The 22,610-nt window shown below is 73.7% G+C and carries 26 protein-coding genes; 17 read left to right on the top strand and 9 right to left on the bottom strand.

The genetic code is table 11. From position 1 onward, the window contains the following. Positions 1–48: 48 nt before the first annotated feature. Both Aru02nite_RS16565 and Aru02nite_RS16560 read left to right on the top strand, forming a co-directional pair. Positions 49–573 (top strand): DUF4303 domain-containing protein, encoded by a 525-nt coding sequence (locus tag Aru02nite_RS16565; RefSeq protein ID WP_203658433.1) that lies wholly within the window; start codon positions 49–51, stop codon positions 571–573. Beyond that, positions 573–1,478 (top strand): phosphotransferase family protein, encoded by a 906-nt coding sequence (locus Aru02nite_RS16560; RefSeq protein WP_203658432.1) that lies wholly within the window; start codon positions 573–575, stop codon positions 1,476–1,478. Before Aru02nite_RS16565 ends, Aru02nite_RS16560 begins: the two co-directional genes overlap by 1 nt. 106 nt (positions 1,479–1,584) lie before the next feature. Here the strand turns inward: Aru02nite_RS16560 and Aru02nite_RS16555 are convergent, their stop codons facing one another. Both Aru02nite_RS16555 and Aru02nite_RS16550 read right to left on the bottom strand, forming a co-directional pair. Next, positions 1,585–1,764, bottom strand: a complete 180-nt coding sequence (locus Aru02nite_RS16555) for a hypothetical protein (protein WP_203658431.1) — start codon at positions 1,762–1,764, stop codon at positions 1,585–1,587. A gap of 105 nt (positions 1,765–1,869) precedes the next feature. Continuing rightward, positions 1,870–2,346, bottom strand: a complete 477-nt coding sequence (locus tag Aru02nite_RS16550) for a MarR family winged helix-turn-helix transcriptional regulator (protein WP_203658430.1) — start codon at positions 2,344–2,346, stop codon at positions 1,870–1,872. A 29-nt stretch (positions 2,347–2,375) separates the two neighbouring features. Between Aru02nite_RS16550 and Aru02nite_RS16545 the strand changes: the two genes are divergently transcribed. Then, positions 2,376–3,425, top strand: a complete 1,050-nt coding sequence (locus Aru02nite_RS16545) for a GNAT family N-acetyltransferase (RefSeq protein ID WP_203658429.1) — start codon at positions 2,376–2,378, stop codon at positions 3,423–3,425. A gap of 131 nt (positions 3,426–3,556) precedes the next feature. Here the strand turns inward: Aru02nite_RS16545 and Aru02nite_RS16540 are convergent, their stop codons facing one another. Beyond that, complete coding sequence (locus Aru02nite_RS16540) at positions 3,557–3,805, bottom strand: hypothetical protein (RefSeq protein WP_239076731.1); 249 nt, start codon at positions 3,803–3,805, stop codon at positions 3,557–3,559. A 198-nt stretch (positions 3,806–4,003) separates the two neighbouring features. After that, positions 4,004–4,315 carry a transketolase C-terminal domain-containing protein gene (locus Aru02nite_RS16535; protein ID WP_275408651.1) on the bottom strand — a complete coding sequence of 104 codons (312 nt, stop codon included), beginning with the start codon at positions 4,313–4,315 and terminating at the stop codon, positions 4,004–4,006. Positions 4,316–4,381: 66 nt separating this feature from the next. Here Aru02nite_RS16535 and Aru02nite_RS16530 point away from each other — a divergent pair, with 66 nt between their 5' ends. Then, positions 4,382–4,696, top strand: coding sequence for a hypothetical protein (locus Aru02nite_RS16530; protein ID WP_203658427.1), 315 nt, complete (start codon positions 4,382–4,384; stop codon positions 4,694–4,696). Positions 4,697–5,082: 386 nt separating this feature from the next. Continuing rightward, on the top strand, positions 5,083–6,072 hold the full coding sequence (locus Aru02nite_RS16525) for an iron-containing redox enzyme family protein (RefSeq protein ID WP_203658426.1): 990 nt from the start codon (positions 5,083–5,085) through the stop codon (positions 6,070–6,072). Positions 6,073–6,089: 17 nt separating this feature from the next. Here Aru02nite_RS16525 and Aru02nite_RS16520 read toward each other — a convergent pair whose 3' ends face one another. Beyond that, entirely contained in the window at positions 6,090–6,953 is an 864-nt protein-coding gene (locus Aru02nite_RS16520; RefSeq protein WP_203658425.1) for a Rieske (2Fe-2S) protein, read from the bottom strand. Positions 6,954–7,073: 120 nt separating this feature from the next. Between Aru02nite_RS16520 and Aru02nite_RS16515 the strand changes: the two genes are divergently transcribed. The 5 genes from Aru02nite_RS16515 (at position 7,074) to Aru02nite_RS16495 (ending at position 10,518) form a co-directional block, all read left to right on the top strand. Next, on the top strand, positions 7,074–8,162 hold the full coding sequence (locus Aru02nite_RS16515) for a carboxylate-amine ligase (RefSeq protein ID WP_203658424.1): 1,089 nt from the start codon (positions 7,074–7,076) through the stop codon (positions 8,160–8,162). Between the two features lie 65 nt (positions 8,163–8,227). Continuing rightward, positions 8,228–8,842 carry a HemK2/MTQ2 family protein methyltransferase gene (locus Aru02nite_RS16510; protein WP_239076730.1) on the top strand — a complete coding sequence of 205 codons (615 nt, stop codon included), beginning with the start codon at positions 8,228–8,230 and terminating at the stop codon, positions 8,840–8,842. Next, entirely contained in the window at positions 8,829–9,059 is a 231-nt protein-coding gene (locus tag Aru02nite_RS16505) for a CDGSH iron-sulfur domain-containing protein (RefSeq protein ID WP_203658423.1), read from the top strand. The genes Aru02nite_RS16510 and Aru02nite_RS16505 overlap by 14 nt, the downstream gene beginning before the upstream one ends. 264 nt (positions 9,060–9,323) lie before the next feature. Beyond that, on the top strand, positions 9,324–9,632 hold the full coding sequence (locus Aru02nite_RS16500) for a DUF3040 domain-containing protein (RefSeq protein WP_203658422.1): 309 nt from the start codon (positions 9,324–9,326) through the stop codon (positions 9,630–9,632). Positions 9,633–9,660: 28 nt separating this feature from the next. After that, positions 9,661–10,518, top strand: a complete 858-nt coding sequence (locus Aru02nite_RS16495) for an SDR family oxidoreductase (protein WP_203658421.1) — start codon at positions 9,661–9,663, stop codon at positions 10,516–10,518. Positions 10,519–10,617: 99 nt separating this feature from the next. Here Aru02nite_RS16495 and Aru02nite_RS16490 read toward each other — a convergent pair whose 3' ends face one another. Beyond that, positions 10,618–11,040, bottom strand: a complete 423-nt coding sequence (locus tag Aru02nite_RS16490; RefSeq protein ID WP_203658420.1) for a DUF6098 family protein — start codon at positions 11,038–11,040, stop codon at positions 10,618–10,620. An 85-nt stretch (positions 11,041–11,125) separates the two neighbouring features. On the opposite strand from Aru02nite_RS16490, the gene Aru02nite_RS16485 reads away from it, so the two are divergent. Beyond that, positions 11,126–11,380, top strand: a complete 255-nt coding sequence (locus Aru02nite_RS16485) for a hypothetical protein (protein WP_203658419.1) — start codon at positions 11,126–11,128, stop codon at positions 11,378–11,380. Positions 11,381–11,406: 26 nt separating this feature from the next. Here Aru02nite_RS16485 and Aru02nite_RS16480 read toward each other — a convergent pair whose 3' ends face one another. Then, positions 11,407–11,580: a hypothetical protein gene (locus Aru02nite_RS16480; protein WP_203658418.1), complete on the bottom strand. Its 174-nt coding sequence runs from the start codon at positions 11,578–11,580 to the stop codon at positions 11,407–11,409. A 336-nt stretch (positions 11,581–11,916) separates the two neighbouring features. Between Aru02nite_RS16480 and Aru02nite_RS16475 the strand changes: the two genes are divergently transcribed. From Aru02nite_RS16475 to Aru02nite_RS16465, 3 genes are all read left to right on the top strand, one after another. Beyond that, positions 11,917–12,921, top strand: coding sequence for a LacI family DNA-binding transcriptional regulator (locus tag Aru02nite_RS16475; protein WP_203658417.1), 1,005 nt, complete (start codon positions 11,917–11,919; stop codon positions 12,919–12,921). Between the two features lie 66 nt (positions 12,922–12,987). Continuing rightward, entirely contained in the window at positions 12,988–15,438 is a 2,451-nt protein-coding gene (locus Aru02nite_RS16470) for a hypothetical protein (RefSeq protein ID WP_203658416.1), read from the top strand. 215 nt (positions 15,439–15,653) lie between these two features. Then, on the top strand, positions 15,654–16,922 hold the full coding sequence (locus Aru02nite_RS16465) for an ABC transporter substrate-binding protein (protein WP_203658415.1): 1,269 nt from the start codon (positions 15,654–15,656) through the stop codon (positions 16,920–16,922). Positions 16,923–17,098: 176 nt separating this feature from the next. On the opposite strand, the gene Aru02nite_RS16460 is transcribed toward Aru02nite_RS16465, so the two are convergent. Further along, positions 17,099–17,758, bottom strand: a complete 660-nt coding sequence (locus tag Aru02nite_RS16460; RefSeq protein ID WP_203658414.1) for a hypothetical protein — start codon at positions 17,756–17,758, stop codon at positions 17,099–17,101. A 352-nt stretch (positions 17,759–18,110) separates the two neighbouring features. Here Aru02nite_RS16460 and Aru02nite_RS16455 point away from each other — a divergent pair, with 352 nt between their 5' ends. Beyond that, positions 18,111–19,211 carry a hypothetical protein gene (locus Aru02nite_RS16455; protein ID WP_203658413.1) on the top strand — a complete coding sequence of 367 codons (1,101 nt, stop codon included), beginning with the start codon at positions 18,111–18,113 and terminating at the stop codon, positions 19,209–19,211. A 216-nt stretch (positions 19,212–19,427) separates the two neighbouring features. Continuing rightward, on the top strand, positions 19,428–19,607 hold the full coding sequence (locus Aru02nite_RS16450) for a hypothetical protein (RefSeq protein ID WP_203658412.1): 180 nt from the start codon (positions 19,428–19,430) through the stop codon (positions 19,605–19,607). Positions 19,608–19,781: 174 nt separating this feature from the next. Here Aru02nite_RS16450 and Aru02nite_RS16445 read toward each other — a convergent pair whose 3' ends face one another. After that, the gene (locus Aru02nite_RS16445; RefSeq protein WP_203658411.1) at positions 19,782–21,128 is read right to left on the bottom strand and encodes an FAD-binding oxidoreductase; all 1,347 of its coding nucleotides are present in this window, start codon (positions 21,126–21,128) and stop codon (positions 19,782–19,784) included. A 47-nt stretch (positions 21,129–21,175) separates the two neighbouring features. Between Aru02nite_RS16445 and pdxR the strand changes: the two genes are divergently transcribed. Beyond that, positions 21,176–22,585, top strand: a complete 1,410-nt coding sequence (pdxR, locus tag Aru02nite_RS16440; protein ID WP_203658410.1) for a MocR-like pyridoxine biosynthesis transcription factor PdxR — start codon at positions 21,176–21,178, stop codon at positions 22,583–22,585. Positions 22,586–22,610 lie beyond the last annotated feature (25 nt).

The raw sequence follows: 22,610 nt of genomic DNA, 5'->3' as shown, positions 1-22,610 counted from the left end.
GGCGGACCCGGCGACGCCGGCCGCCGGGCCGTTCGGTTCACTGTCGGGGTGATACCGACCGAAGCGGACCTCGCCGCGGCGCTCGCCGACGCCACCCGCGCCGCCCTGACCGAGCTGTACCGGGACAACCCGGGCCACCGGTTCTACTACGTCACGCTCACCACCCCCGGCGAGGCGTACGGGCCGGCCCTGTCCGCGTGGTCGTACGAGGCGCTCGCGGGGCGGCCGGACGCCGACGCCGTGCGCTTCTCGTACGCGGACTCGCCGTTCTCGATCGTCGGCGAGCACCACCTCGCCCCGGTCCGCGAGCTGTTCGCCGCCCGGCCCGAGGTGTTCGACCTCGCCGACGACGCCGAGTCCGGCGCGGAGTACGAGCTGCGGCTGCGGGCGATCGAGGCGGCGCTGCGCCAGCTCGACGCCGAGGGCCTGTTCGGCACCGGTACGGACCGCGCCGAGGTGCTGGTCCTCGCCGAGGTCGTACCGGGAGACGAGGAGAACGCCGACCGGGCGCGCCGGCTCAACCCGCCCGGTCCCGCGCTGGACGCCTGGCTCGCCTGGACCGAGGGCGACTGATGCTCGCCGACGTCGCGCGGACCGTCGCCGCCGCGGCGCTCGGGCGCGACCCGGGCCCGCTGGCCGCCGTGGACAGCCTGTCCCACCACGTCTTCCTCGGCGCGGACGTCGTGGTCAAAGTCATCGACGCCGACCGGCACACCCGGCTCGGCCGCGAGATCGCCCTCGCGCCGCACCTGCCCGCCGCGCTGACCGCACCGCTGCTCGCCAGCGGCGTACACGGTTCGGGCCCGCGCGCGGTCCGGTACGCCTGCTACGGCCGCGTACCGGGAAAGGCGCCGGGGATGGGGCTGCCCGGCGTCGACGCCGCGACCGCGCGCCGGTGGGCCGGGCAGGCGGTCGAACGGCTCGGCCGGCTGCACGCCTGGACCCCGCCACCGTCCGTGCACACCGTCCTCCGCCAGGTACTCGACCACGGCGGGTTCAGCGGCCGCGCCGCGCTCCGCGCCGACCTCGACCGCCTCGCCGCACTCGACCGGGGAGTACCGGGGCGGGTGCTGGACGGGGTGGCGCGCATCGCCGCGAAGGCCCCCGCGTACGCGCCGGTGACCGTGCCGGTGCACGCCGACTGCCACTGGGGCAACTGGCTCGTACGCGACCGGGACGTGACGGCGCTGCTGGACTTCGAGTGGGCCCGGCTCGGCGCACCGGTGGACGACTGGTTCTTCCTCGCGCGGTTCAGCGGGCCGCACGCCGGCGTCGTGCTCGATGTGGTGTCCGCGGCGACGGGCACCCCGGTCGACGTACTGCGCGGCGAGTGCGAGCTTCGCGAAGCCGCGTACCTGCTGTCGGATCTGCTCGTCGCGTGGGAAGGTCCGGACGGCGCGCGGATGGCCGCGGAACGGCTGCGGGCGCTGCAGGACCTCACGATCGGCCGTTACTGGTGGCGGCCCGCCGTCAGCTAGCCAGTACGCTCGCCGCCTCGGCAACGCCACCGGTACGCGGGCGCCACCGCGAACCAGCGCGTACTCCCGCACTACCGCCGGCGGGTACCCGTCGGTCGTATGGCGGTCAGTGCGGCGGCAGGCCCGGCTCGGGCGCCGGGTCGGGCGGCAGCGGGCTCGGCCGGTCCGGCGGTACCGGGTCGGGCGGCATGGGGCTCGGCCGGTCCGGCGGCTGCCGCGGCGGGTCGGGCGGCAGTGGGCCGGGTCGCTCCGGCGCCACCATCGTCCGGGTGTGGTGCGGGTTCATGGCGTGCTCCGGTTCCGCCGCGACCGGCGCCGCGGCTCGACATGCTGGCCGGCTACCCGGCCGGTTCCCGGCCAAACACCGGTCGCTGCACCGTCGATGCCGTGGTCAGTCGGGGAGGTCGGCGATGCGGGTGGCGAGCTTCTCCAGTACGGCGAGTTCGTCGGCGCTGAGGTGGTCGAGCAGCCGCCGCCGTACGGAGGCGAGGTGGCCGGGCGCGGCGGCGGCGAGTACCTCGAAGCCGTGGTCGGTGAGGTGGTAGATGGAGCCGCGGGCGTCGTGCGGGTCGGGTTCGCGGTCGACGAGGCCGCGCGCCTCCATGCGGGCGACGTGGTGGGAGAGCCGGCTGCGGCTCCACTGCATCTTGTCGGCGAAGTCCTTGAGGCCCCAGCGCCGGTCGGGGCGTTCGGACAGGGTGCTGAGCACCTCGTAGTCGGGGTTGGAGAGGCCCTGGTCGGCGAGGTCGCGGCCGATCCGGGCGGGCAGCGTGGTCAGCATCCGGCGCAGGGCGCGCCAGGCGCGTTCCTCGTCCTCGTTCAGCCATCGGGTACCGCTCACGGGCACCAGCGTACCTACCGTTGACATGTCAATGAAGCCGGCGTAGCTTCGTTGACATGTCACAGAAAACGCGGGTACTGGTCGTCGTCGCCAGCAGCCGGCCGCACCGGGTCGGCCCGGCCGTGGCCGACTGGTTCGTCCGGGCGACCCGAACCACGGCCGCCGAGCTGGGCGTCGACGTCGAGATCGCCGACCTCGCCACCATCGGCCTGCCGTTCCTCGACGAACCCGACCACCCCTCCACCGGCCGGTACGTGCACGCGCACTCCCGCGCGTGGAGCGCCCGGGTGTCCGCCGCCGACGCGATCGTCCTCGTGACCCCCGAGTACAACGGGGGGATGCCGGCGACGCTCAAGAACGCGCTCGACTACCTGTACGACGAGTGGGCGTTCAAGCCGGTCCTGTTCCTCGGGTACGGCAACACGTCGGCCGGCACCCGCGGCGTACAGATGGCACGGCAGGTGACGACCGCGCTGCGGATGATCCCGGTCGGCGCCGACCTGTTCCTGCGGATCGCCGACACGGTCCTCGACGGCACCGTACCCGGCAGCCCGGCGCTGGACGACCGCGCGCGCGACGCCCTCGCCGAGCTGTACCGGATCGCGAGCGTCGTCGCACCGCTCGCCGCGGCCGCGCCGGTGGCCGACGACCCGTGGCACGGGCTCACCCTGCGCCGCGCCACGCCCGACGACGCGGACGAGATCCTTGTCCTGCAACGGTGTTGCTGGGTCGACGAGGCCCTCGCCAACGACACCCTCGACATCGCCGCGCTGCACGAGGACGCCGGCGACGTCCGAGACTGGCTCGGTACGTGGTCGGTGTGGTGCCTGCGCGACCGCGCCCGCCTCGTCGGCGCCGTACGCGCCCGGCGCAGCGGCGACACGTGGCAGATCGGCCGGCTGATGGTCGCCCCCGACCAGCGTGGCCGGGGCATCGGCCGCGCCCTCCTCACGTACGCCGAGGCGCAGGCACCGGCCGGGCTGACCCGTACGGCGAGCCTCACGACGGGCAGCGCCAGTACCCACAACATCCGGCTGTACCGGTCGTCCGGTTACGAGACCGTGGCGACCGGGGCCGGTACGGTCGACCTGGTCAAACCGCTCTGATCATCGTCCACTGTGGACGGACGGGCGCGCCCAGGCCCGCCGGGGACTGAGGGTCGGCCCCGGGCGCGCGGTGGCGGGCCCGGCGTGCGACGTGTCGTCGGCACGGGCCGGAGCCCGCGGGTGCCGGCGGGTCAGCCGAGGCGTTGCAGGAGCAGTTCCTTGCCCTGCTCCGCACCCTTCCGGCTGTTCTCCTGCGCCCGCCGGAAGAACGCGGCCAGCTCACCGTCACCCGCCCGCTCCGCATCCCCGGCGTACTCCTCCAACCGCAACACGTTGCTCAGACACGTCTCCACGAACCAGATCACGTCGTAGTCCTTGTCCTTCGTACCCGTCACGTGCCCCGTCTCCGCCGACATGGTCTCCCCCTCACTGACGAACATCCACCCTCCGTCTGCCCGCCACTCCGCGGGTTACACCCGCACGGCCGGTACCGGGCCGGGCAGTCCGCCCGTTCCGCCCCCGGACGGCCGGTCCGCACCCGGCGGCCGGACACCTGCCACCCGGGCGTACACGTCGGACAGGGGCGACAGGTCCGCCGGGCCGGAACCGTTGCGCCGCACGGTGTCCGGCCCGCCGGCTCAGCGTTGGTGCGCCGGTGGACGGGGACGTACGAAGGAGGTTGCGGCACGCATGATCGCCTGCGCGTCGATGCCCGCCGCGTGCCGCAGCTCCGCCGGAGTACCGGAGCCGGGCAGGTCGCGGACGGCCAGCCGGGTGACGGGCGCCGCGGTGCCGGTGTCCGCGAGCACCGCCTCGCCGGGTGCGCCCTCCGGCCGGTGGTCCTCCACGGTCACCACCGCCCCGCACTCGCGGGCGTACAGCGGCCGCGGCGAAAGCGCGAGCAGAGGGAGAACCGGGCGACGCCTGCCCGGGTTGCGGGGCGGCGCCACCGCATCCCGGGCATGGGCCCGCGGATCCCGGGTAGCTGTCGGGTCTCGACCGACAGGGGAGGCTCGATGGTCATCGCAATCGTCGGAGTCGGCCTGGCCGCCATCGTGCTCGGCGTCGGCGGCCGGCTCCTGCTACCGGCCCCGCGGCGCGCCGGGATCCTGCTCGCCGCGTGCGCCGGACTGGCCGGCGGCGAACTCGGCGTCCTGGCGGTCTGGGCCGCGCACGGCCGGGTCGACTACGCGTGGATCGCGGGGATCGTGGTGGCGGCGGCCGCGGTCGCCGCCACCTGCGCGTGGATCGCCTGGCGCAACCGCCCGTACCCGCCGCACACCGCGACGCCCCGCCAGATCGATCCCGAGGACGTACGCCGCTCGCGGTGACAACGGGCCGGCCGAGTCGCCTGCCGATACCGAGGGATCGTGGGCGGTCGCCGGTTCCGGACGGTGGGTCGGGTGGGCGAAGCCGGCACGTACCGCAGGACCCGGGCGAACGGGTCCGGAACCACCGCCATTGGTGGCCGGGGAACTGTGCTGCCGCCGGGCGGCGCGGCCGGGCTCGGTCGGCGCCGGAGGGCGGCATCGGCCAGCAGGTCCACCGCGCCGAGGGCGAGGCCGGCGTACGACGGCTGCTGTGGCCCCCGACCGCCCACGCCGTGGCGACACCCGACGGCGCACGCCGCTGCCGGGCACGAGTCGGTGGGGTGGCGGCGTTTCTCCGGCCGCCTGACGGGAAGACCGAAGGGTCCGCGACCGGAAGGTGGGGAACCGTGACCTGGCCCGAGCTGCCCCGGCCGCGCGGCGTGCTGTCGGCGTCCGTACTCGACGCGCTTGCCGCGCCGCCGGGAGGTACGTTGCGCGCGCCCTCGGTGGCCGGCGCCGACCCGTACGGTGACGACCTTCAGCTCGCCCTGCACGTGTGCTACGAGCTGCACTACCGGTCGTTCGCCGGCGTGGATCCGGGCTGGGAGTGGGATCCGGCGCTGCTGCAGTTCCGGGGCACGATGGAGCGGGCGTTCCTCGACGCGCTGCGTGCCGGCACGTCGGGCGGTCGGGACGCGGCGGCGACGATCGACGCGCTCCTGGTCGAACCGGTCGACGGCGGCGGGTTGGCGCGGCGGCTGCGGGACCGCGGCGACCTCGACCAGATGCGGGAGTACGTCGCGCAACGGTCGATCTACCACCTGAAGGAGGCCGACCCGCAGGCCTGGGTGATCCCCCGGCTGTCCGGCCCGGCCAAGGCGGCGCTCGTGGCCGTCGAGTACGACGAGTACGGCGCCGGGCGCGGGGACCGTATGCACCAGCGCCTCTTCGCCGACCTGATGGCCGGACTGGGCCTCGACGCACGGTACCTGGCGTACCTGGACGACGTACCCGGGCCGATGCTGGCCGTGGTCAACCTGATGTCGCTGCTGGGCCTGCACCAGGGTCTGCGCGGCGCGCTCGTCGGGCACTTCGCGGCGGCCGAGATCACCACCCCGCCGTCGGCGCGCCGGCTCGCCGAGGCGCTGCAACGGATGGGCGCGCCGGACGAGTGCGCCGAGTTCTACACCGAACACATCGAGGCGGACGCCGTACACGAACAGGTCATGCGGCACGACGTGGTGGGTGGGCTGCTCGACACGGAACCCGCGCTCGCGCCGGACGTGGTGTTCGGGGTGGAGGCGACCGGACTCGTCGAGGACCGGTTCGCCGCGCACCTGGCGGGCGCCTGGGACGAGGGGCGGACGTCGTTGCGCACTCCGCTGCCGGCCCCCTGACGGCCCGCGTCCGTACCTCAGCTGCGGTTGCGGACGCTGCGGTAGCGGACCTCGACCTGGCCGTCGCGTACCCGGGTGTCGAACGACGGCTGCGGTGCGGTGGCCGGACCGCCCCGTCGCCGGCCGTCCGCCAGGTCGAACGTGCTGCCGTGCCAGGGACAGGTGACCGCCCCGGCGGCCACGTCGCCGTCGTGCAGCGGCCCGGCCAGGTGGCTGCACCGGTCCGCGAGCGCGTAGAGGTGCTCGCCGTCGCGGTAGAGGCAGACCGGGATGCCGTCGACCATCCGGGCCACCGGCCGACCCTCCGGTACGTCGCTCAGCGGACCGGCCGCGGACCAGTCGCCCGGCGCCAGGTAGGGCACCGACGCGGCGTGGTTGACGGCGGCCGCCTGCCGGTACACGAGGTGCCCGCCGATGTACGCCGACGTCCCCGCCACCGCGTACCCGGAGTAGGAGAGGGTACGGCCGAGCAGCCTGCGGCCCCGGGCGCGGGCCACCAACGAGCCTGCGTACAGGCCGAGCGCCAGGACGTTGGCGGTGACGTGCACCAGCCCGACGCGCTGGTGTTCCGGGCGCTGGGCGGACCAGTCGGCCCAGCCCGCCGTGGCCGCCGGGAGGGCGCCGAGCCACCCGACGGAGATCAACACGTCCGCCGCCCGGCGCTGCCCGGGCATCAGGTCCAGTACCGCGGCGCTGGTCCACGCTCCGACGGGTACCTGGACGAGTACCGGGTGGAGGGCGTGGCCGATCGGGACGCCCTGCAGCAGCTCGCGCAGGCCGCGGGGGCGCAGGACGGCGCCTGCCGCCGCCCGCAGCGGCCGGGCGACCCGGTCCAGCCAGGACGTGGCGGCGGCGCGGTCGAGAAGAGTCGAGACACCCATACGGTGGGGTGCGCGCTGCCGGCGCCGGTAAACCCTCCCGGTGGGCAGAGTCCCGGTTCGGGTGATCCGGTCGTGGTTCGCCACGCGACGCGCGGGTACAGGCGCGGTCGGGAGGTACGCATGGCCGAACTCGCGACCCTCGGCGTCGAGGAGGAGTTCCTGCTCGTCGATCCGGGAACCCGCCGGCCAGTACCGGCCGCGGACCGGGTGCTGGCGGCGTGTCCCACGACCCGGGCGGAACTCAAGCGCGAGCTGCTGCGCAGCCAGGTGGAGGCGGCGAGCGGGGTCTGTACCGAGGCCGCGGACCTGCACGCCCAGCTCGTCGAGGCACGGTCGGCGCTGGCCGGGGCGGCCCGCCGCTGCGGCGTACGGCTGGTGTCGGTCGGCGTGCCGGTTCTGCCCGGCAGGACCGAGCCGACCAGCGGTGACCGGTTCGAGCGGATCCAGCGGTACTACGCCGGCGTCGTGCGCGACTACCAGGCCTGCGGCTGCCACGTCCACGTCGGCGTACCCGACCACGACACGGCGGTGGCCGTACTGGACCGGATCGGGCCGTGGTTGCCGACGCTGCTCGCGCTGTCCGCGAACTCGCCGTTCCACGACGGCGACGACACCGGGTACGCCAGCTGGCGCGCGGTGCTGCAGTTCCGGTTTCCGGGGTTCGGGATCGCCCCGACGTTCGGCACGGCGGAGCGGTACGACGCGGCAGTCGACCGGTTGGTGGACTGCGGCGTCCTGGTCGACCGGCACATGTCGTTCTGGCTCGCGCGGCGATCCGAGCACCTGCCGACCGTGGAGCTGCGCGCCGCGGACGCGGCCGGCACCGTCGAGGAGTCCGTGCTGCTCGCCGTCCTCGCCCGCGCCCTGGTACGCACGGCGCAACGGGACGCCGCCGCCGGCCGGCCGGCGCCCCAGCTGCCCGGCGAGGTCGCGGCCGCAGCGGTCTGGTCCGCGGCCCGGTACGGCCTCGACGGCCCGGGCGTCGCGACCGGACGCGGCGTCCGGGTGGCCGCCGGCGAACTGCTCGACGCGCTCGTACGCCACGTCGGTGCGGCACTCGCCGACGCCGGTGACCAGGACCTGGTCACGCGTACGCTGGCGCGACTGCGACGCTCCGGTACCGGTGCCGGCCGGCTGCGGCGGGCCGCGCGCGGGCTGGGCGTGGCCGGCAGTGTCGACTGGCTGGTCACACAGACGGCGGGTCGGTGACCGGCGCGCGTTTGACCTGGCCGTACCGCGGTATCCGGCCCCAGTGGTTGATTCGACTGCCCGGCGTGTACCGGGCGCAGCACGACACCTGGCTGCTGGCCGGGGCGCTGTCGGCTGAGCGGACCCTGCCCGGATCCCGCGTACTCGACCTGTGCACCGGCAGCGGCGCGCTCGCCGTGGTCGCCGCGCGCCGGGGCGCGGCGCACGTCACCGCGGTGGACATCTCGCCGCTGGCCGTCCTGTCCGCCCGGCTCAACGCGACGCTGCGGCGGGTACCGGTGCGCGTCGAGCGCGGCGATCTGCACCGTCCTGGCCGGCGCGGGTACCAGTTCGTCGTGGCCAACCCGCCGTACGTGCCGGCCGCCGGTACGCCGGGGCCACGGTCCCGGAGCTGGGCGGCGGGGCCGGACGGCCGGTCGGTACTGGACCGGATCTGCGCGGCGACACCGCGGCTGCTCGGCCCGGACGGGGTGCTGCTGCTGGTCCAGTCGACGCTGTCGGACGAACACCGGACCCTGCGCGACCTGTCCGCCTCGGGGCTGTCGGCCGAGGTCGTGGCGCGCCGGCGGCTGCCTTTCGGCCCGGTACTGCGCCGGCAGCGGAGCTGGTTGCGGCGCCTGGGCCGCATCCGCCCGGACCAGTACACGGAGGAACTGGTGGTGATCCGTGCACACGCCTGAGCCGGCCGGTCCGGCGCCCGCCGCGCGCACCGTCCGGGTCGTGCCCGGCGGTCCGGTCCTGATCGAGGGACCTGTCGAGGTGGTGCTGCCGGACGGAACCCGGGCCCGTTCGGACCGTTTCGTGGTCGCGGTCTGCACGTGCCGCCGCAGCCGCCGGTACCCGTGGTGCGACACCAGCCATCGCCGGCGCGTACGGCGCGACGACCGGGAGGTGTGAGCCGGTCCGCCGCGGCGCGCCACCTGCCGACACACCGGTGGCCCGGCGCCGTCGCGCCGGGCCACCGGACCCCCACCTGCAGCGCCGGCCCCCGCCCCCTCGGGGCGCCCGCACCGTACAGCGGTTGCCCGCATCCGCCCACCCGCAAACGCCCACGCCCCGGAAATCCCCGCCGGTCGGACCGAACCGAAACCGACCCGCCGCGGCCGGCGACCGCTTCCGCACCCGCCGCGTGGACACCGACCAACCGGGTACGCCACCACCATGCTGAACCAACAGGAACGGCGCCTGCTCGACGAGATCGACCGGGCCGCCACCGCCACCGACCACCGCTTCGCCGACGGGCTGCGCCGCGGACGGCCACGACTGCCGCGCGAGCACCGGTACGGCCGCATCCGGGTCCTGACCGGCTTCCTGCTCCTGCTCGTCCTGCCGGTCTGCGGAGTACTCATCGCCCACGGCAACCCGCTCGGCGTACTCGCCGCCTGGCCGGCGATCGTCGGCGTCATCTGGGGTTTCGGCGCCCGGCAGCCCGACCGCCACGACGAACCCGATCGTGGCCGGCCGGGTTGAGCCGCCGGACCCCGGGTAAGCGTCGGGCATGACGGAGCACACGACACCACCCGCGCAGCGCCAGCCGTACCCGGGGCAGACGGGCGAGATGGAACCGGAGCCGCACGACGAGATGCGCCACTACCGTGGCCGCGGCCTGCTGGCCGGACGCCGGGCGCTGATCACCGGCGGGGACTCGGGCATCGGGCGGGCCACGGCCGTCGCGTTCGCCAAGGAGGGCGCCGACGTGGCCGTGGCGTACCTGTCCGAACACGACGACGCCGAGCACACCCGCGACCTGGTCACCGCGGAGGGCCGTCGGTGTGTCCTGCTGCCTGGGGACCTGGCCGAGGCGGCGCACAGCCGCGCGGTCGTCGACGACGCCGCCGCCGGCCTCGGCGGACTGGACCTGCTGGTCAACAACGCCGCGTACCAGGAGCCGGTCGACGACCCCGCCGACCTCGGCGACGAGCAGTGGGAGCGCACCTTCGCGGTCAACATCCACTCGTACTTCTGGGTCAGCCGGGCCGCGCTCGCCCACCTGCCCGACGGCGCGGCGATCGTCAACACCTCCTCGGTCAACGGCCTGCGCGGCAACAGGACCCTCATCGACTACTCCGCCACCAAGGGCGCCGTCATCGCCCTCACGTACTCCCTGGCCCAGGCACTCACGAAGCGGCGGATCCGCGTGAACTGCGTGGCTCCCGGCCCGGTGTGGACGCCGCTGATTCCCGCCACCCTGCCGCCGGAGAAGGTCGAGGACTTCGGCGCCCAGGCACCGATGCGGCGGCCCGCGCAGCCCGACGAGATCGCGCCCTCGTACGTGTTCTTCGCCAGCAACGACCTGTCGTCCTACTACACCGGCGAGGTACTGGCACCGACCGGCGGCGAGACCATGCCGGGCTGAGGCGACGCGGACGCCCACCGTGGCGCCGCGGCCGCGATGGCGCGGCTGCAAGGAAAGCCGGCCGCCGGCGAGAACTCGGTACGCCGGGCGCGGACGGTGTCAGCGCCGGTTCAGCGTGCCCCAGGGCCCCTCCTGCCGGCCGATCTCGGCGGTGGCCTCCCGTACGACCACCGGGTCGATCCACGCGATCGGTTCGCGGCACCGGATCAGCGGTTCGTTGTCGGGTCCACGGTCGACGGCCTCGCCGGTGAGTACCCAGGGCCGGACGTGCTCGCCCTTCTCCTCGCGCAGGTGGCTGTAGTCGTAGAGGCGGCGGGCCACCCAGAGCGCAGCCGAACCCTCCCACCAGGACGCGACGTCCAGCGGGTTGGCCGACAGGCCGGGCAGGTCCGCCCCGGTCAGCGCGTCGACGCTGCCCTCCTGTACGCAGTCGGACTCGGGGCCCGCCGACCACCGCACGTACACGTCGCGGTGGTGTTCGAGGACCTGCGCGACCTCGGCCAGGGACGTCAGCGTGGGCATCGGGTACCGCATGGTTGTCCGGTGCCCGCGTACTTCCCCGGCAAACCCAGGTTTCCCGCAGCGTCGTCGGTGCGGTTTCCACTCCGTGGATCACACCCAGGCACCGGTACTCGATGCCCTCGCCGCCTTCCGCGCCGGCGGGTACGTTCCGTTCACGCCGCCCGGGCACAAGCAGGGCCGGGGCACCGACCCGGACACCGCGCGCGTACTCGGCGCCGACGTGTTCGGTTCCGACGTACTCGCCATCTCCGGCCTGGACGACCGCAGGTCGACCCACCGGATACTGGACCGCGCACGGGAACTGATGGCCGACGCGGTGGGCGCGTCCACAATGGACTGATCTCCGGCGGCCCGCTCTGCGCCGGCCTACTCCTCCGGGCTGGGCTCCTCGTACTCCTCGTCGTCCCCGTCGTCCGGCAACGCCGCGGCGCCGGCCCGTCCCACACCAGCCGGAATCTCCTCGGCGACGTCGAACTTCGGTACGGCGGTGTCCTCGGCGTCCTTGGACTCGGGCACGTCTCGTCGGTCACGCTCCCCCATCGCTGCCACCTCCTCGTACCAGCGGGATACCCGTTCTCGGCCCCGGCACACGGACCGGTGGCGATCCCGACCGCGCCTCGGTGCGCTCGGCGTACCCGTCGAGTTTCTGTCCACTATGGACGAACGGCCAGGGAGCCGGTGGCGGTGGGCGTCGGCGTCTGGCCGCTCGCAACGACAGCGGCCACGCCGAGGGACGGCGAACGAGGCCTCGGGACGCCGACATGAGGTACGCGTGCCTGGTGCGGCACGGTCGCGAAACGGCGCGGGCCCATTGACGGCGTCACCGGTACGTGGCTATGTTCTCTGGAACCGGTTCCAGGCGGGTCGGAGGAGTGCATGGCTCGGGTGACGATCGCGCAGGTGGCGGCGGCCGCCGGGGTGTCGAAGGCGTCCGCGTCGCGGGCACTCAACGACCACCCGGACGTCGGCGCCGCCACCGTGGAACGGGTTCGGGCCGCCGCGGACCGGCTCGGCTACGTTCCGAGCGCGAGCGCGGTACGGCTCGCCCGCGGCAGCCAGCGCACCATCGGCATGCTCGTACCGTCACTAGCCTGGCCGTGGATGCTGGAGGTCCTGGGCGGCATCGCCACCGAGGCCGAGGCGCAGGGCTATGCGCTGGTGCTCCAGACGTTGCTGCGCGGCGACCAGTCGCTCGCCTCGTTCGTACGGCAGGTCGAGAGCAGCGCGATCGACGGTGTCGTCGCGATCGAACCGCCGGGCGGTCTCGCCGAACTGCGGGACCTCCATGTACGGCGGGGTTTCCCGGTGGTGATGATCGACGACCGGGTCAGCCGCCCCGACTATCCGTCGGTGGCCACCACCAACGAGCGCGGCGCGTACGAGGTGGCCGCGCATCTCGCCGACGTGGGGGCGCAACGGATCGGCGTCATCACCGGGCCGGCGGACTTCACCTTCTGCGCCGAACGCGACAGGGGGTGGCGCCGCGCACTGGCCGAGCGCGACCTGACGCTGCGCGAGGACCTCGTGCTGCGTACGGACATGAGCGAACCCGAGGCGTACCAGGCGACCGGCGAGCTGTTGTCGCGCTGTGCGGGGCTGGACACGATCCTGGCGGTGGGTGACATGGTGGCGCTCGGTGCGCTGCGCATGCTGCGCGACAAGGGTGTCCGCGTCCCGGACGACGTACGGGTGGCGGGGTTCGACGACATCCCTGCCGCCGCCCTCGCGGTGCCGCCGCTGACGACCGTCCGGCAACCGATGTACCGGATGGGCGAGGCGGCGGCGCGCCTGCTCGTGGACCTGATCGGCGGCGCCGATCCGCCGACCGGACCGCGCATCATCCCCACCGAACTCGTCATCCGCGAGTCCTCGACCCGCTGACGCCACCACAGTACTGCCCACAATGGACAGTCCTGTGTGGATGATCCCTGCCCAGAGGAGGGCACCATGCGACGACGACCGGCGTTCCGCTGGTTGGTTCCCCTCACCGCCGCCGCGCTGGCGGTGAGCGGCTCGACGGTGATCGCCACCGGCGCTGCCGCCGCCGGCGACTGTCCGACCAACGGCGGCTTCGAACAGGTCGGTGACCCGATCCCGGACTGGACCCAGACCTACGGGAGTACGCCGTCGTTCCGGGCGGTCGACACCACGGCGGCCGAGGGCGACCACAGCGTCGAGATGACCGACACGAGTACGACCGACCCGGCCGGGCTGGAGAGCGCCAGGTTCCCGGTCACCGCCGACCGCGCGTACACGCTGGTGGCGCAGATCAACCGGACCACCGGCAGTCCCGGGCTGTACCTGCTGTTCTTCGACGCCGCCGGCACCCAGGTCGGCAAGAGCGAGAAGTTCTTCCAGACGACCGCCGGCAGTTGGCAACCCGCCGCACTGACCGCGACCGCGCCGGCGGGCGCCGCGTCCGCCTCGGTCCTGCTCTACTCCAGCGGCTACGCGCAGACCACCGCGTACGTCGACGACGTACGCGTCGCCCCGGCCGCCTACCGCGAGACCGACCTCGGTGAGCCGATCCGCAAGGTCGGGATCTACGCGGCCGCCTTCGGCAGGCTGCCCAACGGACACCAGGTCGCCTACCTGCCGCTCAACGGCAGTCCCGCCGCGTTCGAGGTGGTCGACCTCGCGACGAACACGCTCGTCGGCGACTTCACGCTGCCGGGTTCGAGTGGCTCGTGGGCCATCGTCACCGGGCTCGACGGCGCCGCGTACATCGGCTCGTGGTCCGACGGGCACCTCTTCCGGTACCGGCCGGGCGACGACGCCGTCACCGACCTGGGCCGACCGGTCGCCAGCGAGAACTGGATCTGGCGGCTGACCGTCGGCGACGACGGCGTGATCTACGGGGGGACGTACCCCGACGGCAAGGTCTTCTCCTTCGACCCGGCGACCGGGAAGTCCCGCGACTACGGGCAGGTCAGCACGGACTCGCAGAACGCACGGTCGATCGCGTACGAGGACGGCACGATCTACGTCGGGCTGGGCAGCGTGACGGCACACCTGTTCGCCATCGACGCGAGCAGTGGCACGAAGACCGAGATCCCGCTGCCCGAGCAGTACCGGAGCGAGGGGTACGTCTACGACCTCGACGCCCGCGACGGCTACCTGTTCGCCCGCCTCACCAACTCCAGCCACCTCCTCGTGTACGACCTCGCGGCGAAGGCCTGGATCGCCGACCTCGGCGCCACCAAGGGGTTGCAGGTCTCCGAGCCGAGCCGGGACCACCGCGTCTACTACGTGACCAGCGACGGGCGGCTGAAGGCGTTCGGGCTGCGTAGCCACCAGGTCAGCGACACGGGGCGGACGATCTCGTCGTCCAGCCGCGGCTTCGCCTGGCTGCACGTCTCCGGCGCCGAGTTCCCGGACCTGACCCTGGCGATGGCCGACATCTACGGCAAGGTCTGGCTCTACAACCCGGACACGGGTGCGCAGCGGGTCGTCGACACTCCGGTACGGGGACAGCCGATCCACCTCCGGTCGGTCGGCACCGGACCCGACGGCCGGGTCTACACCAGTGGCGCGCAGTCCGGCGGGCTCGCCGCGGTCGACCCCGCCGCGGGCGCGACGGAGGCGTACCCCGAGGGCGTCGTCGGCCAGGTCGAGGGCATGACCAGCGCCAACGGCCGCCTGTACTTCGGGGTCTACCCGCACGCCCAGCTCTTCGCGTTCGACCCGGCGCGGCCGTTCGCCGCGGGCACCAACCCGGCTCCGCTCGGTTCGACCGCCGATGCCGGCCAGGACAGGCCGGTCGCGTGGACCTCGGTGGGCGACACGGTCGTGATGGGCAGCGTCCCGGACTACGGCACGCTCGGCGGTGCGCTCAGCGTCATCGGTACGGACGGCGCGCTGACCACGCGACGCAACATCGTGCCGGACCAGAGCATCACCGCTCTGTCCTCTTCGGACGGTGTCGTGATCGGTGGCACGTCGGTCTACGGCGGTCTCGGCAAGGCACCGACCCAGACCGACGGCAAACTCTTCCTCTACGATCCGGCGAGCGGCCAGGTGACCTGGCAGGGTGTGCCGCTTCCCGGGGAACGGGCGGTGACCGCGCTCGCGGTCGCCCCGGACGGGCACGTCTTCGGTGCGACGGCCGGCAAGGTCTTCGAGTTCGATCCTGCGACCCGGACCGTACTGCGCACCGCGGAACTCGCGCCGTACGACTGGTCGGACGGTACGAGTGTGTGGACCTCGGCGGAGCTGCGGTTCGGCGCCGACGGTGCCCTGTACGCGAACATCCTGGGGACGTTGCGCAGGCTCGACCCGGCGACGCTGACCGGACCCGTCGTCGCCACGAACATCGAGCACTTCACCGTCGCCGGCGACGGCGACATCGTTGCGATCCGCGGCACCCATCTGATCCGCATCACCCCCCAGTCCCCGTAACCCGAGCGGGACCTGCGTGTGGTGGCGCCCGGCGCACACCGTCGGGCGCCACCGCGCTGCGCGATCCGGCGGCCGTGGCCACCAGCGGAGCGAGGTCGGGTGTGCAGCAGGCGGGATCCGATCGGGACGTCGCAACGAGGCGGAGTCACGTGATCCGGACGAACAGACAACCAACGGTGCCCGCCAGGGTCGCCCGGAGAGCAAGGAGTCACCACATGCGATGGGGCAAGTCGACCGCACTGGTCCTGGCGGGCGCGCTCGTACTGTCCGCGCTGTCCGCGTGCGGCGCGGGAGACGGGAAAGTACCGTCCGATCCGAGCGCGGTCACCGGAACGGTCACCATGTGGATCTATCCCATCAACGCCACCATCGAGAACAGCTGGTGGAAGTCCAGGGCGGCGGCCTTCGCGAAGAAGTACCCCAAGGCGAAGGTGAAGGTGGTCGTCCAGCCCTGGGCGAACCGCGACGAGCAGCTCACCACCGCCATCGCCGGCGGCAAGGGGCCCGACGTGGTCTACGTGATCCCCGACCAGGTGCCGCAGTACGCGAGCACCGGGGCTCTCGCGGACGTCTCGGACGTGATCGCCAAGGACAGGAAGGACTTCCGGCCGAACGCGCTGTCGGCGATGAGCTACCGGGAGACCCTGTACGGCGTGCCGGTCCTGATGTCGGTGACCACGACGCTCGCCAACAAGAAGGTACTCGCGAAGGCCGGGATCACGGCGCCTCCGGCCACCTGGGACGAGGCACTGGCCGACGGCGCGAAGCTCAAGGCGAAGGGCCGCTACCTCACCGACTACGTCGGCGGCGCCGACTCGTCCCTGAACCAGACCTTCTACCCGTTCCTGTGGCAGGCAGGCGGGTCCGTCCTGACCAAGGACGGCAAGAAGGCCGCGTTCAACTCGCCGGCCGGAGTGAAGGCCCTGACGTTCGTGAAGACTCTCGTCGACAAGGGGTACGTGCCGCGAGCAAGCCTGGTCACGACACCCAAACCCGATCAGGGCGTCCTCTGTACGGGCAAGGCCGCGATGGGCTTCGCCAGCGCGACCGCCGAGGTGGCCAGCTGCCCCGGATTCAAGGCCTCCGACTGGGTCGCCGCGGCGCCCCTCACGCAGGCCACGTCGGTCGACTACGGCACGGTCGGCGGCCTGAGCGTGCTGTCCGGGTCGAGCCACATCGCCGCGGCCAAGGCGTGGGTGCAGTGGGTGGCGGCACCGACGCAGCTCACCCAGTTCGACGTCTCCCACGGCTACTCGTCGCCACGCGTCTCGGCCGGCAGCCTGCTCGCCAAGCAGCCGCTGATCGGCGACACCGAAAAGTACCTCGGGCGGATGAAGACCGGAGTCACCAACGCGAGCGCACCGCGGCAGCTGATGGACGTCATCAAGCCGCACCTGCAGGCTGCGCTACTCGGCCAGGTCAGCGTACGGCGGGCGCTCGCCGACGCCGAGAAGGACGCGAACGCGCAGCTAGCCCGAGGCTGACCGCGCCGTGCCGCCGCCCGGTGAACGCTGCCGGGCGGCGGCACGAGATGGTTTTCCTGGTACGACGACCGCGTCGCGCGCGAGGGCACGGCAGGTCCGCGGCGGGTGCAGGCTCGCCGCCGCGGCTTCCGGTGTCTCGCGGATGTCGGCCGGACCCCGGGGTCGAGGCTTGCCGATCAGCCTCGCGCGGTGCTCACGAAGGCACCGTGGCCGTCGACCGTCGTGTGCGGGCCGAGATCCTCCAGGTCGACCGTGGTGCGGGCGGCGATCAGGGAGACGACGTCCCACCAGTCGAGGTCGTCGTCATCGTCGTCGACGATCTCGGCTTCGTGCGGTGCGCCGCGCTCCGCATCCCGACCATCCTCGTCCTGGTAGTTGTAGCGGACCAGGGTGCCGTTCTCGGCCAGGCACCACCAGCCGCTGTCGCCGCAGCCACCGCTCTCGACCCGGCCGAACCACAGGGCGGTACCGAAGCGCAGGCTCAGCGCGGTGCAGAGGTCGCGGCTCTCCTCGGGAGTACTGCGGAGCTCGCCGAAGACGAACGTCCAGCCGTCCACCACCGGGCTGACGTACGCCTGGGCGCTCCGGCCCAGCGTCTGGGCCGCGTCGTACGTCGCCGGGGTCGGGTCGGTCAGTCCGCAGGCGTCCAGCAGCGCGGGCTGGTCGGCGGTGGGCACGGCGTACCACTCGCCGACCGGGCTGACCGGGTTCGGCGGCCGGGACTCGAACGCGTCGAGCAGGAGCGGAACCTGCATACAGCCGAGGTCGACCGGCCCAGCCGGCGACTCGACCCCCAGTACGGCGTGCGCCGTCGATGCCACGAACTCGTCGTCCATGGCCCGCCATCGTACGGGAGGCGGCTGGCCGACGCCGCCCTGGAACCCGCGCAGCCCGCGCCACGGTGCTGGCGATACCCGCATGGCCGGCGTAGCAGTCCCGCCCGGCTCTCGGGGCGGCGGAAGACGGGCCGTGTCGCGCCCGGATCGGCGTCCCCCGCCGAGGAACTGCGGACCTGCTGCGGGTCCGGGGTCGGGAGATCGGCCGCGCTGGTCGTTCCGGGTCTTTTGCCGGTGGTTGCGGTGAAGTACGCTCCCCGCACCCACGCTGGGTCGGGGAGCCGCACCGGTCCAGCCGTACGCGATCACGTGGAGCCGTGCGGCTCCGCCCGACAACCGAGGTGTGACTGCCATGCGACGTCTCCTGTTGCACTTCGTCGGGTCGCTCCCGGCCGAGCTGACCGCCCTCGACGACGCCGAGGTGCTGTCCTGGTTGCTCAAGCAGTCCGCGCCGCACCCGGTCACCGCACTCCCCCGCGACCTGGACCCGGACTGGGTCGTCGCGTACCTGCGCAGCCTCTCCGGCCGCGACGCGTTCGAGGTCGGTCGGGCCGGTGAGTACGCCCACTACGACGACATGCGGGTCTACCGGGTGCGCTCCGGGCACACGCTGCGGCCGGAAGACGTGACGATGGGCCGCGCCGACCGGATCCGGGAGGTCCTCGCCGCCTTCCGCGCACTGCGCGAACGGGATCCCGCTCTCGCGGACGTCCGCCTGCAGATCAGCCAGCCCAGCCCGCTGGACCTGTCGGCGTTCGCGTTCGGCGGGGCGGCGGTCGCCACCAACCTGCCGCTGGGGCCGGCCGTACGGCACGCCGGCGCGCTGGTGACCGCGCTGCGACACGTCCCGACGTTCACCGATGCGGTGGTCGACGAGATCACCGGGTTGAGCGACGTCGCCGACGAGCTGGTGTGGCAGATCGAGTCGCCGATCGCGCTGCTGAGCATGGTCCGCACCGACTCCCTGCCCGGCGTACGGGACCTGCTGGCGCGGCGGGTGGCCGCGCAGCTCGCCGGCCTGCTGGCGCGGCTGCCCGCGACCGTGCACCCGGTCCTGCACCTGTGCTACGGCGACTACCAGCACGCCGAGTTGATGGCGCCGACCAGCCTGGCCCCCGCGGTACGGCTGCTCAACGCGCTGGGCCGGGCGCTGCACCGGCGCGGCCGGGACCTGGTGCCCGTGCACGTCCCCTGCGCGTACGGGGCGCACCCCGCGCCCACCGATCCCGCGTTCTACCGACCGTTGGCCGGGCTCGCCGACGAGTGGCCGCTGATCGCCGGCGTCGCCTCGGCCGCCGAGCCGGAGTCGGGCGTGGAGAGCCTCGCGCAGTTCGAGGCCGCCGCGGGCCGTCCCGCCCATGCGGTGGCCACGGCCTGCGGGCTGGGACGCCACACCCCGGACGCGGCCGAGCGCGCCATCGAGGCGATGCGCAGCGCGGCCAGCGCCGGCTGACGTCCGCCGGGTACCGGGCATGACCCGCCCGTACGTGGTCGGGCGACGAACGCGAGGTGGACGCGGGCGTACCCAGCGCGGTCGCCGCGAGACCGCGGCCGCTCGGTGCGCCCGAGCCGACGATCCGCAGGTAGCGCACCGCAAGGTGCAGCGAATAACCCTGGGCGCCGGGCAGCGTTGAACCGGGAAACCGGCCTGCCACACGGGGGATTCGTCATGACGGAGTCGGCCAGTGTTGCCGTGTGTCCGCGCTGCCACCGGCCCGTGGTGGTACGAGACCGCGGCGAGTACACCGTGGAACGTGCCGCACTGATCGTCGCCAACGGGCTGTGCGTGTGCCCGCCGGCGAAGGCTCCCACCCCGCCCGGTGACGGGACCGACCCGCTCGACTCGTGACTTCGGCGTAGCGGCAAGCGGGCAGTGTGGTGGCGGTTCCCGCTTGCCGCGCTCGTGGCGGGACGGCCGGCGCGGCGATCGTACGGTGGGCGGCGACCGTCCGCCCGGCCGGTCGCCGCCGGAGGCACCGCACCGACGACACCCGCCGGCCCGACCGCCGGACGGCGCACCTGATCAGGCCGGCTTGACGTTCTGGTTGAGGTGGAAGACGTTGGCCGGATCCCACCCGGTCTTCAGCGCGGCCAGCCGGGCCAGCTTCGCCGCCGGGTAGGCCCGGCGGATCCCGCGCTGCCCGTCGTCGGCGGTCAGCGAGTTGACGTACACCCCGCTCGCGTACGGGTCCAGTGCGGTTCCGGCGTCGCGTGCGGCGCTCATCCGCGCGTCGTCCTCGGCCGGGTCGGTCCAGCGGGTACCGGCGCCGTACTCGAACATGGTGCCGCGGTGGCCGAACGCGGCGTCGGCGTCCGGTACGTCGGCGATCGCGCCGCCGTGCGCCTGCAGCCCGACTCCGGGCAGCCACGTACCGGCGTGCAGGTCGGTCGCGCCGCGCAGCAGGAACGCCTCGATCGCCGCGGTCGGGAACTCCGCCAGGTACCGGCCGGCGGAGTACCGGCGGAAGGTGTGGGCGCCGGTCGTGTCGTCGCGCCGCTGGAGTTCGAGGTAGGACGGGGTGGTGACCCGGGCGGCGACGGGGCGGCCGAGCGCGCGCATCGCCGGCAGCAGGCGGCGGGCCTGTGCCGGATCGCCGACCCAGACGTACCCGACGGTCGCGATCGGGCCCGCTGGCGTGCTGCTGACGCCGGCGGTGAAGGTGGCCTGGCGGGGCGCGACGGCGGCGAGGTCGCGCCAGCCTTCGAGTACGGGCACGGCGTCCTCGGCGCGGACGTCGAACTCGGCGACCAGCGTCCGCGTACCGGTGGGGTGCAGCTGGAACTCGAACTCGGTGACGATGCCGAAGTTGCCGCCACCCCCGCGCAGTCCCCAGAACAGGTCGGGGTTCTCGGTACGGCTCGCGGTCACGACCTCGCCGTCGGCCGTGACCACCGTGTACGACACCACGTTGTCGCAGGCGAGCCCGTACTGGCGGGCCAGCCATCCCATGCCGCCGCCGAGGGTGAGACCGCCGACGCCGGTGTGCGAGACGTTGCCGGCGGTCGTGGCCAGGCCGTACGGCTGGGTCGCCCGGTCGAGCGCGCCGAGCAGCGCGCCGCCCTGCACCCGGGCCCGCCGCCGCTGCGGGTCGACCCGCACCTCGTTCAGCGGGGTCAGGTCGATCATCAGGCCGCCGTCGGGGACGGCGCACCCGGTCACGTTGTGCCCGCCGCACCGCACCCCGAGTTCCAGGTCGAGGTCGCGGGCCAGGCGTACCGCGGTCACCACGTCGGCGACGCTCGCGGCGCGCACGATCATGCGGGGCCGCCGGTCGATCATGGCGTTCCAGACGGTACGGGCGGCGTCGTAGCCGGCGTCGCGCGGTGTGAGGAGCTGTCCGTCGAGGTCGATGCTGGTCGCTGCGTTCATGCCTTCGAGCCTGACGGGAATCGGTACCCGCGGTAAGGTCCAATTCCATGGGCCGAACGAGGACCAATTCGAGCTCGGCCGAGGACCTGCTCATCGAGCTCGACCACACCGGCGCCCCGCTGCACCGGCAGATCGAGGCCGCGATCCGTACCGGCGTCCAGTCCGGCCGGCTCCGGCGCGGCGCCTCGCTGCCGCCCACCCGTACGCTCGCCGCCGCGCTCGGGGTGTCGCGCGGCGTCGTGGTCGAGGCGTACCAGCAGCTCGTCGCGGAGGGCTACCTGACCAGCCGGTCCGGCGGCTACACGCAGGTGGCGGCCGAGTCCGCACCCGTGCCGGCCGGCCCGCGCACCGAGCGCGCCTCGACGTTCACCGTCGACTTCGGGTACGGCCGGACCGACGTCTCCACGTTCCCCCGGGCGGCGTGGCTGCGCTCGGTCCGTACGGTGCTCACCACCACGCCCGACGAGCGGTTCGCGTACCTCGACGGCAACGGCGTCCCCGAGCTGCGCGAGGCGCTCGCCGACTACCTCAACCGCGTCCGTGGCACCGTCGCCGCGGCCGGGAACCTCGTGATCTGCAACGGGTACGGCCAGGGCATCGGCCTGCTCATCCAGGTACTCGCGGCGCGCGGAGCCCGGCGGCTCGCCGTCGAGGACCCCTCGCCGAACGACGACGCCCGCCCGCTCGCCCGTACCGCAGGACTGGAGCTCGTCGGCATCCCGGTCGGCCGCGACGGCATCCTGGTCGAGGACCTCGACACGGCGGACGCGGACGCCGTCGTACTCACCCCGTCGCACCAGTGGCCCACCGGCGGCGGCCTCTCCGCCGACGCCCGCGCCCGGGTGATCGGCTGGGCGCGCCGGCACGACGCGTACGTGATCGAGGACGACTACGACGCCGAGTACCGCTACGACCGGCCGGCCGTCGGCGCGATCCAGGGCCTGGCACCCGACCGCGTCGTGTACTGCGGCACGGCGAGCAAGACCCTCGCGCCCGGCCTGCGCCTCGGCTGGCTGCTGGTACCGCCCGGTCTGGTCGACGCCGTCGCCGCCGCCAAGCTGCTCGCCGACCGGGGCTCGTCGGTCATCGACCAGCTGACCTTCGCCGACTTCCTCAACCGCGGCGAGTTCGACCGGCACCTGCGGCGCATGCGCCCCGTGTACCGCCGCCGCCGGGACGTCCTGCTGGCCGCCCTGCGAAGGCACCTGCCCGACCTGGAACCGGTCGGTGTCGCGGCCGGCCAGCACGTGGTGGCCTGGCTGCCGCCGTACCTCGACGAGGCGGAGGTCGTGGCCGCCGCCGCGGCACACGGCGTACGCCTGCACGGCGTCGGGCAGTACCGGCTGGGTCACGGCGGTCGCGGCGGCCTGATCTTCGGCTACGCCACGCTCTCCGAACGCGCCATCACCGAAGGCGTCGCGCTCCTCGCCGCGTCCCTCCGCCCGCTGCGGGGCTGAACCTGCGCCCCCGCACGGGGCCCGA

This window comes from Actinocatenispora rupis (genome assembly GCF_016861975.1).
Lineage (GTDB): Bacteria > Actinomycetota > Actinomycetes > Mycobacteriales > Micromonosporaceae > Actinocatenispora > Actinocatenispora rupis.
This window is presented reverse-complemented; position numbering and strand designations above follow the sequence as displayed.

Excerpts from the sequence above, each read along its gene's own strand:
- Aru02nite_RS16470 (WP_203658416.1), top strand. The coding sequence starts at position 12,988 with ATGCGACGACGACCGGCGTTCCGCTGGTTGGTTCCCCTCACCGCCGCC.
- Aru02nite_RS16515 (WP_203658424.1), top strand. The coding sequence starts at position 7,074 with ATGGCCGAACTCGCGACCCTCGGCGTCGAGGAGGAGTTCCTGCTCGTC.
- Aru02nite_RS16445 (WP_203658411.1), bottom strand. The coding sequence starts at position 21,128 with ATGAACGCAGCGACCAGCATCGACCTCGACGGACAGCTCCTCACACCG.
- Aru02nite_RS16460 (WP_203658414.1), bottom strand. The coding sequence starts at position 17,758 with ATGGACGACGAGTTCGTGGCATCGACGGCGCACGCCGTACTGGGGGTC.
- Aru02nite_RS16530 (WP_203658427.1), top strand. The coding sequence starts at position 4,382 with ATGGTCATCGCAATCGTCGGAGTCGGCCTGGCCGCCATCGTGCTCGGC.
- Aru02nite_RS16495 (WP_203658421.1), top strand. The coding sequence starts at position 9,661 with ATGACGGAGCACACGACACCACCCGCGCAGCGCCAGCCGTACCCGGGG.
- pdxR (WP_203658410.1), top strand. The coding sequence starts at position 21,176 with ATGGGCCGAACGAGGACCAATTCGAGCTCGGCCGAGGACCTGCTCATC.
- Aru02nite_RS16450 (WP_203658412.1), top strand. The coding sequence starts at position 19,428 with ATGACGGAGTCGGCCAGTGTTGCCGTGTGTCCGCGCTGCCACCGGCCC.
- Aru02nite_RS16465 (WP_203658415.1), top strand. The coding sequence starts at position 15,654 with ATGCGATGGGGCAAGTCGACCGCACTGGTCCTGGCGGGCGCGCTCGTA.
- Aru02nite_RS16555 (WP_203658431.1), bottom strand. The coding sequence starts at position 1,764 with ATGAACCCGCACCACACCCGGACGATGGTGGCGCCGGAGCGACCCGGC.
- Aru02nite_RS16455 (WP_203658413.1), top strand. The coding sequence starts at position 18,111 with ATGCGACGTCTCCTGTTGCACTTCGTCGGGTCGCTCCCGGCCGAGCTG.
- Aru02nite_RS16540 (WP_239076731.1), bottom strand. The coding sequence starts at position 3,805 with ATGTTCGTCAGTGAGGGGGAGACCATGTCGGCGGAGACGGGGCACGTG.
- Aru02nite_RS16550 (WP_203658430.1), bottom strand. The coding sequence starts at position 2,346 with ATGTCAACGGTAGGTACGCTGGTGCCCGTGAGCGGTACCCGATGGCTG.
- Aru02nite_RS16500 (WP_203658422.1), top strand. The coding sequence starts at position 9,324 with ATGCTGAACCAACAGGAACGGCGCCTGCTCGACGAGATCGACCGGGCC.
- Aru02nite_RS16545 (WP_203658429.1), top strand. The coding sequence starts at position 2,376 with ATGTCACAGAAAACGCGGGTACTGGTCGTCGTCGCCAGCAGCCGGCCG.
- Aru02nite_RS16560 (WP_203658432.1), top strand. The coding sequence starts at position 573 with ATGCTCGCCGACGTCGCGCGGACCGTCGCCGCCGCGGCGCTCGGGCGC.
- Aru02nite_RS16480 (WP_203658418.1), bottom strand. The coding sequence starts at position 11,580 with ATGGGGGAGCGTGACCGACGAGACGTGCCCGAGTCCAAGGACGCCGAG.
- Aru02nite_RS16475 (WP_203658417.1), top strand. The coding sequence starts at position 11,917 with ATGGCTCGGGTGACGATCGCGCAGGTGGCGGCGGCCGCCGGGGTGTCG.
- Aru02nite_RS16490 (WP_203658420.1), bottom strand. The coding sequence starts at position 11,040 with ATGCCCACGCTGACGTCCCTGGCCGAGGTCGCGCAGGTCCTCGAACAC.
- Aru02nite_RS16520 (WP_203658425.1), bottom strand. The coding sequence starts at position 6,953 with ATGGGTGTCTCGACTCTTCTCGACCGCGCCGCCGCCACGTCCTGGCTG.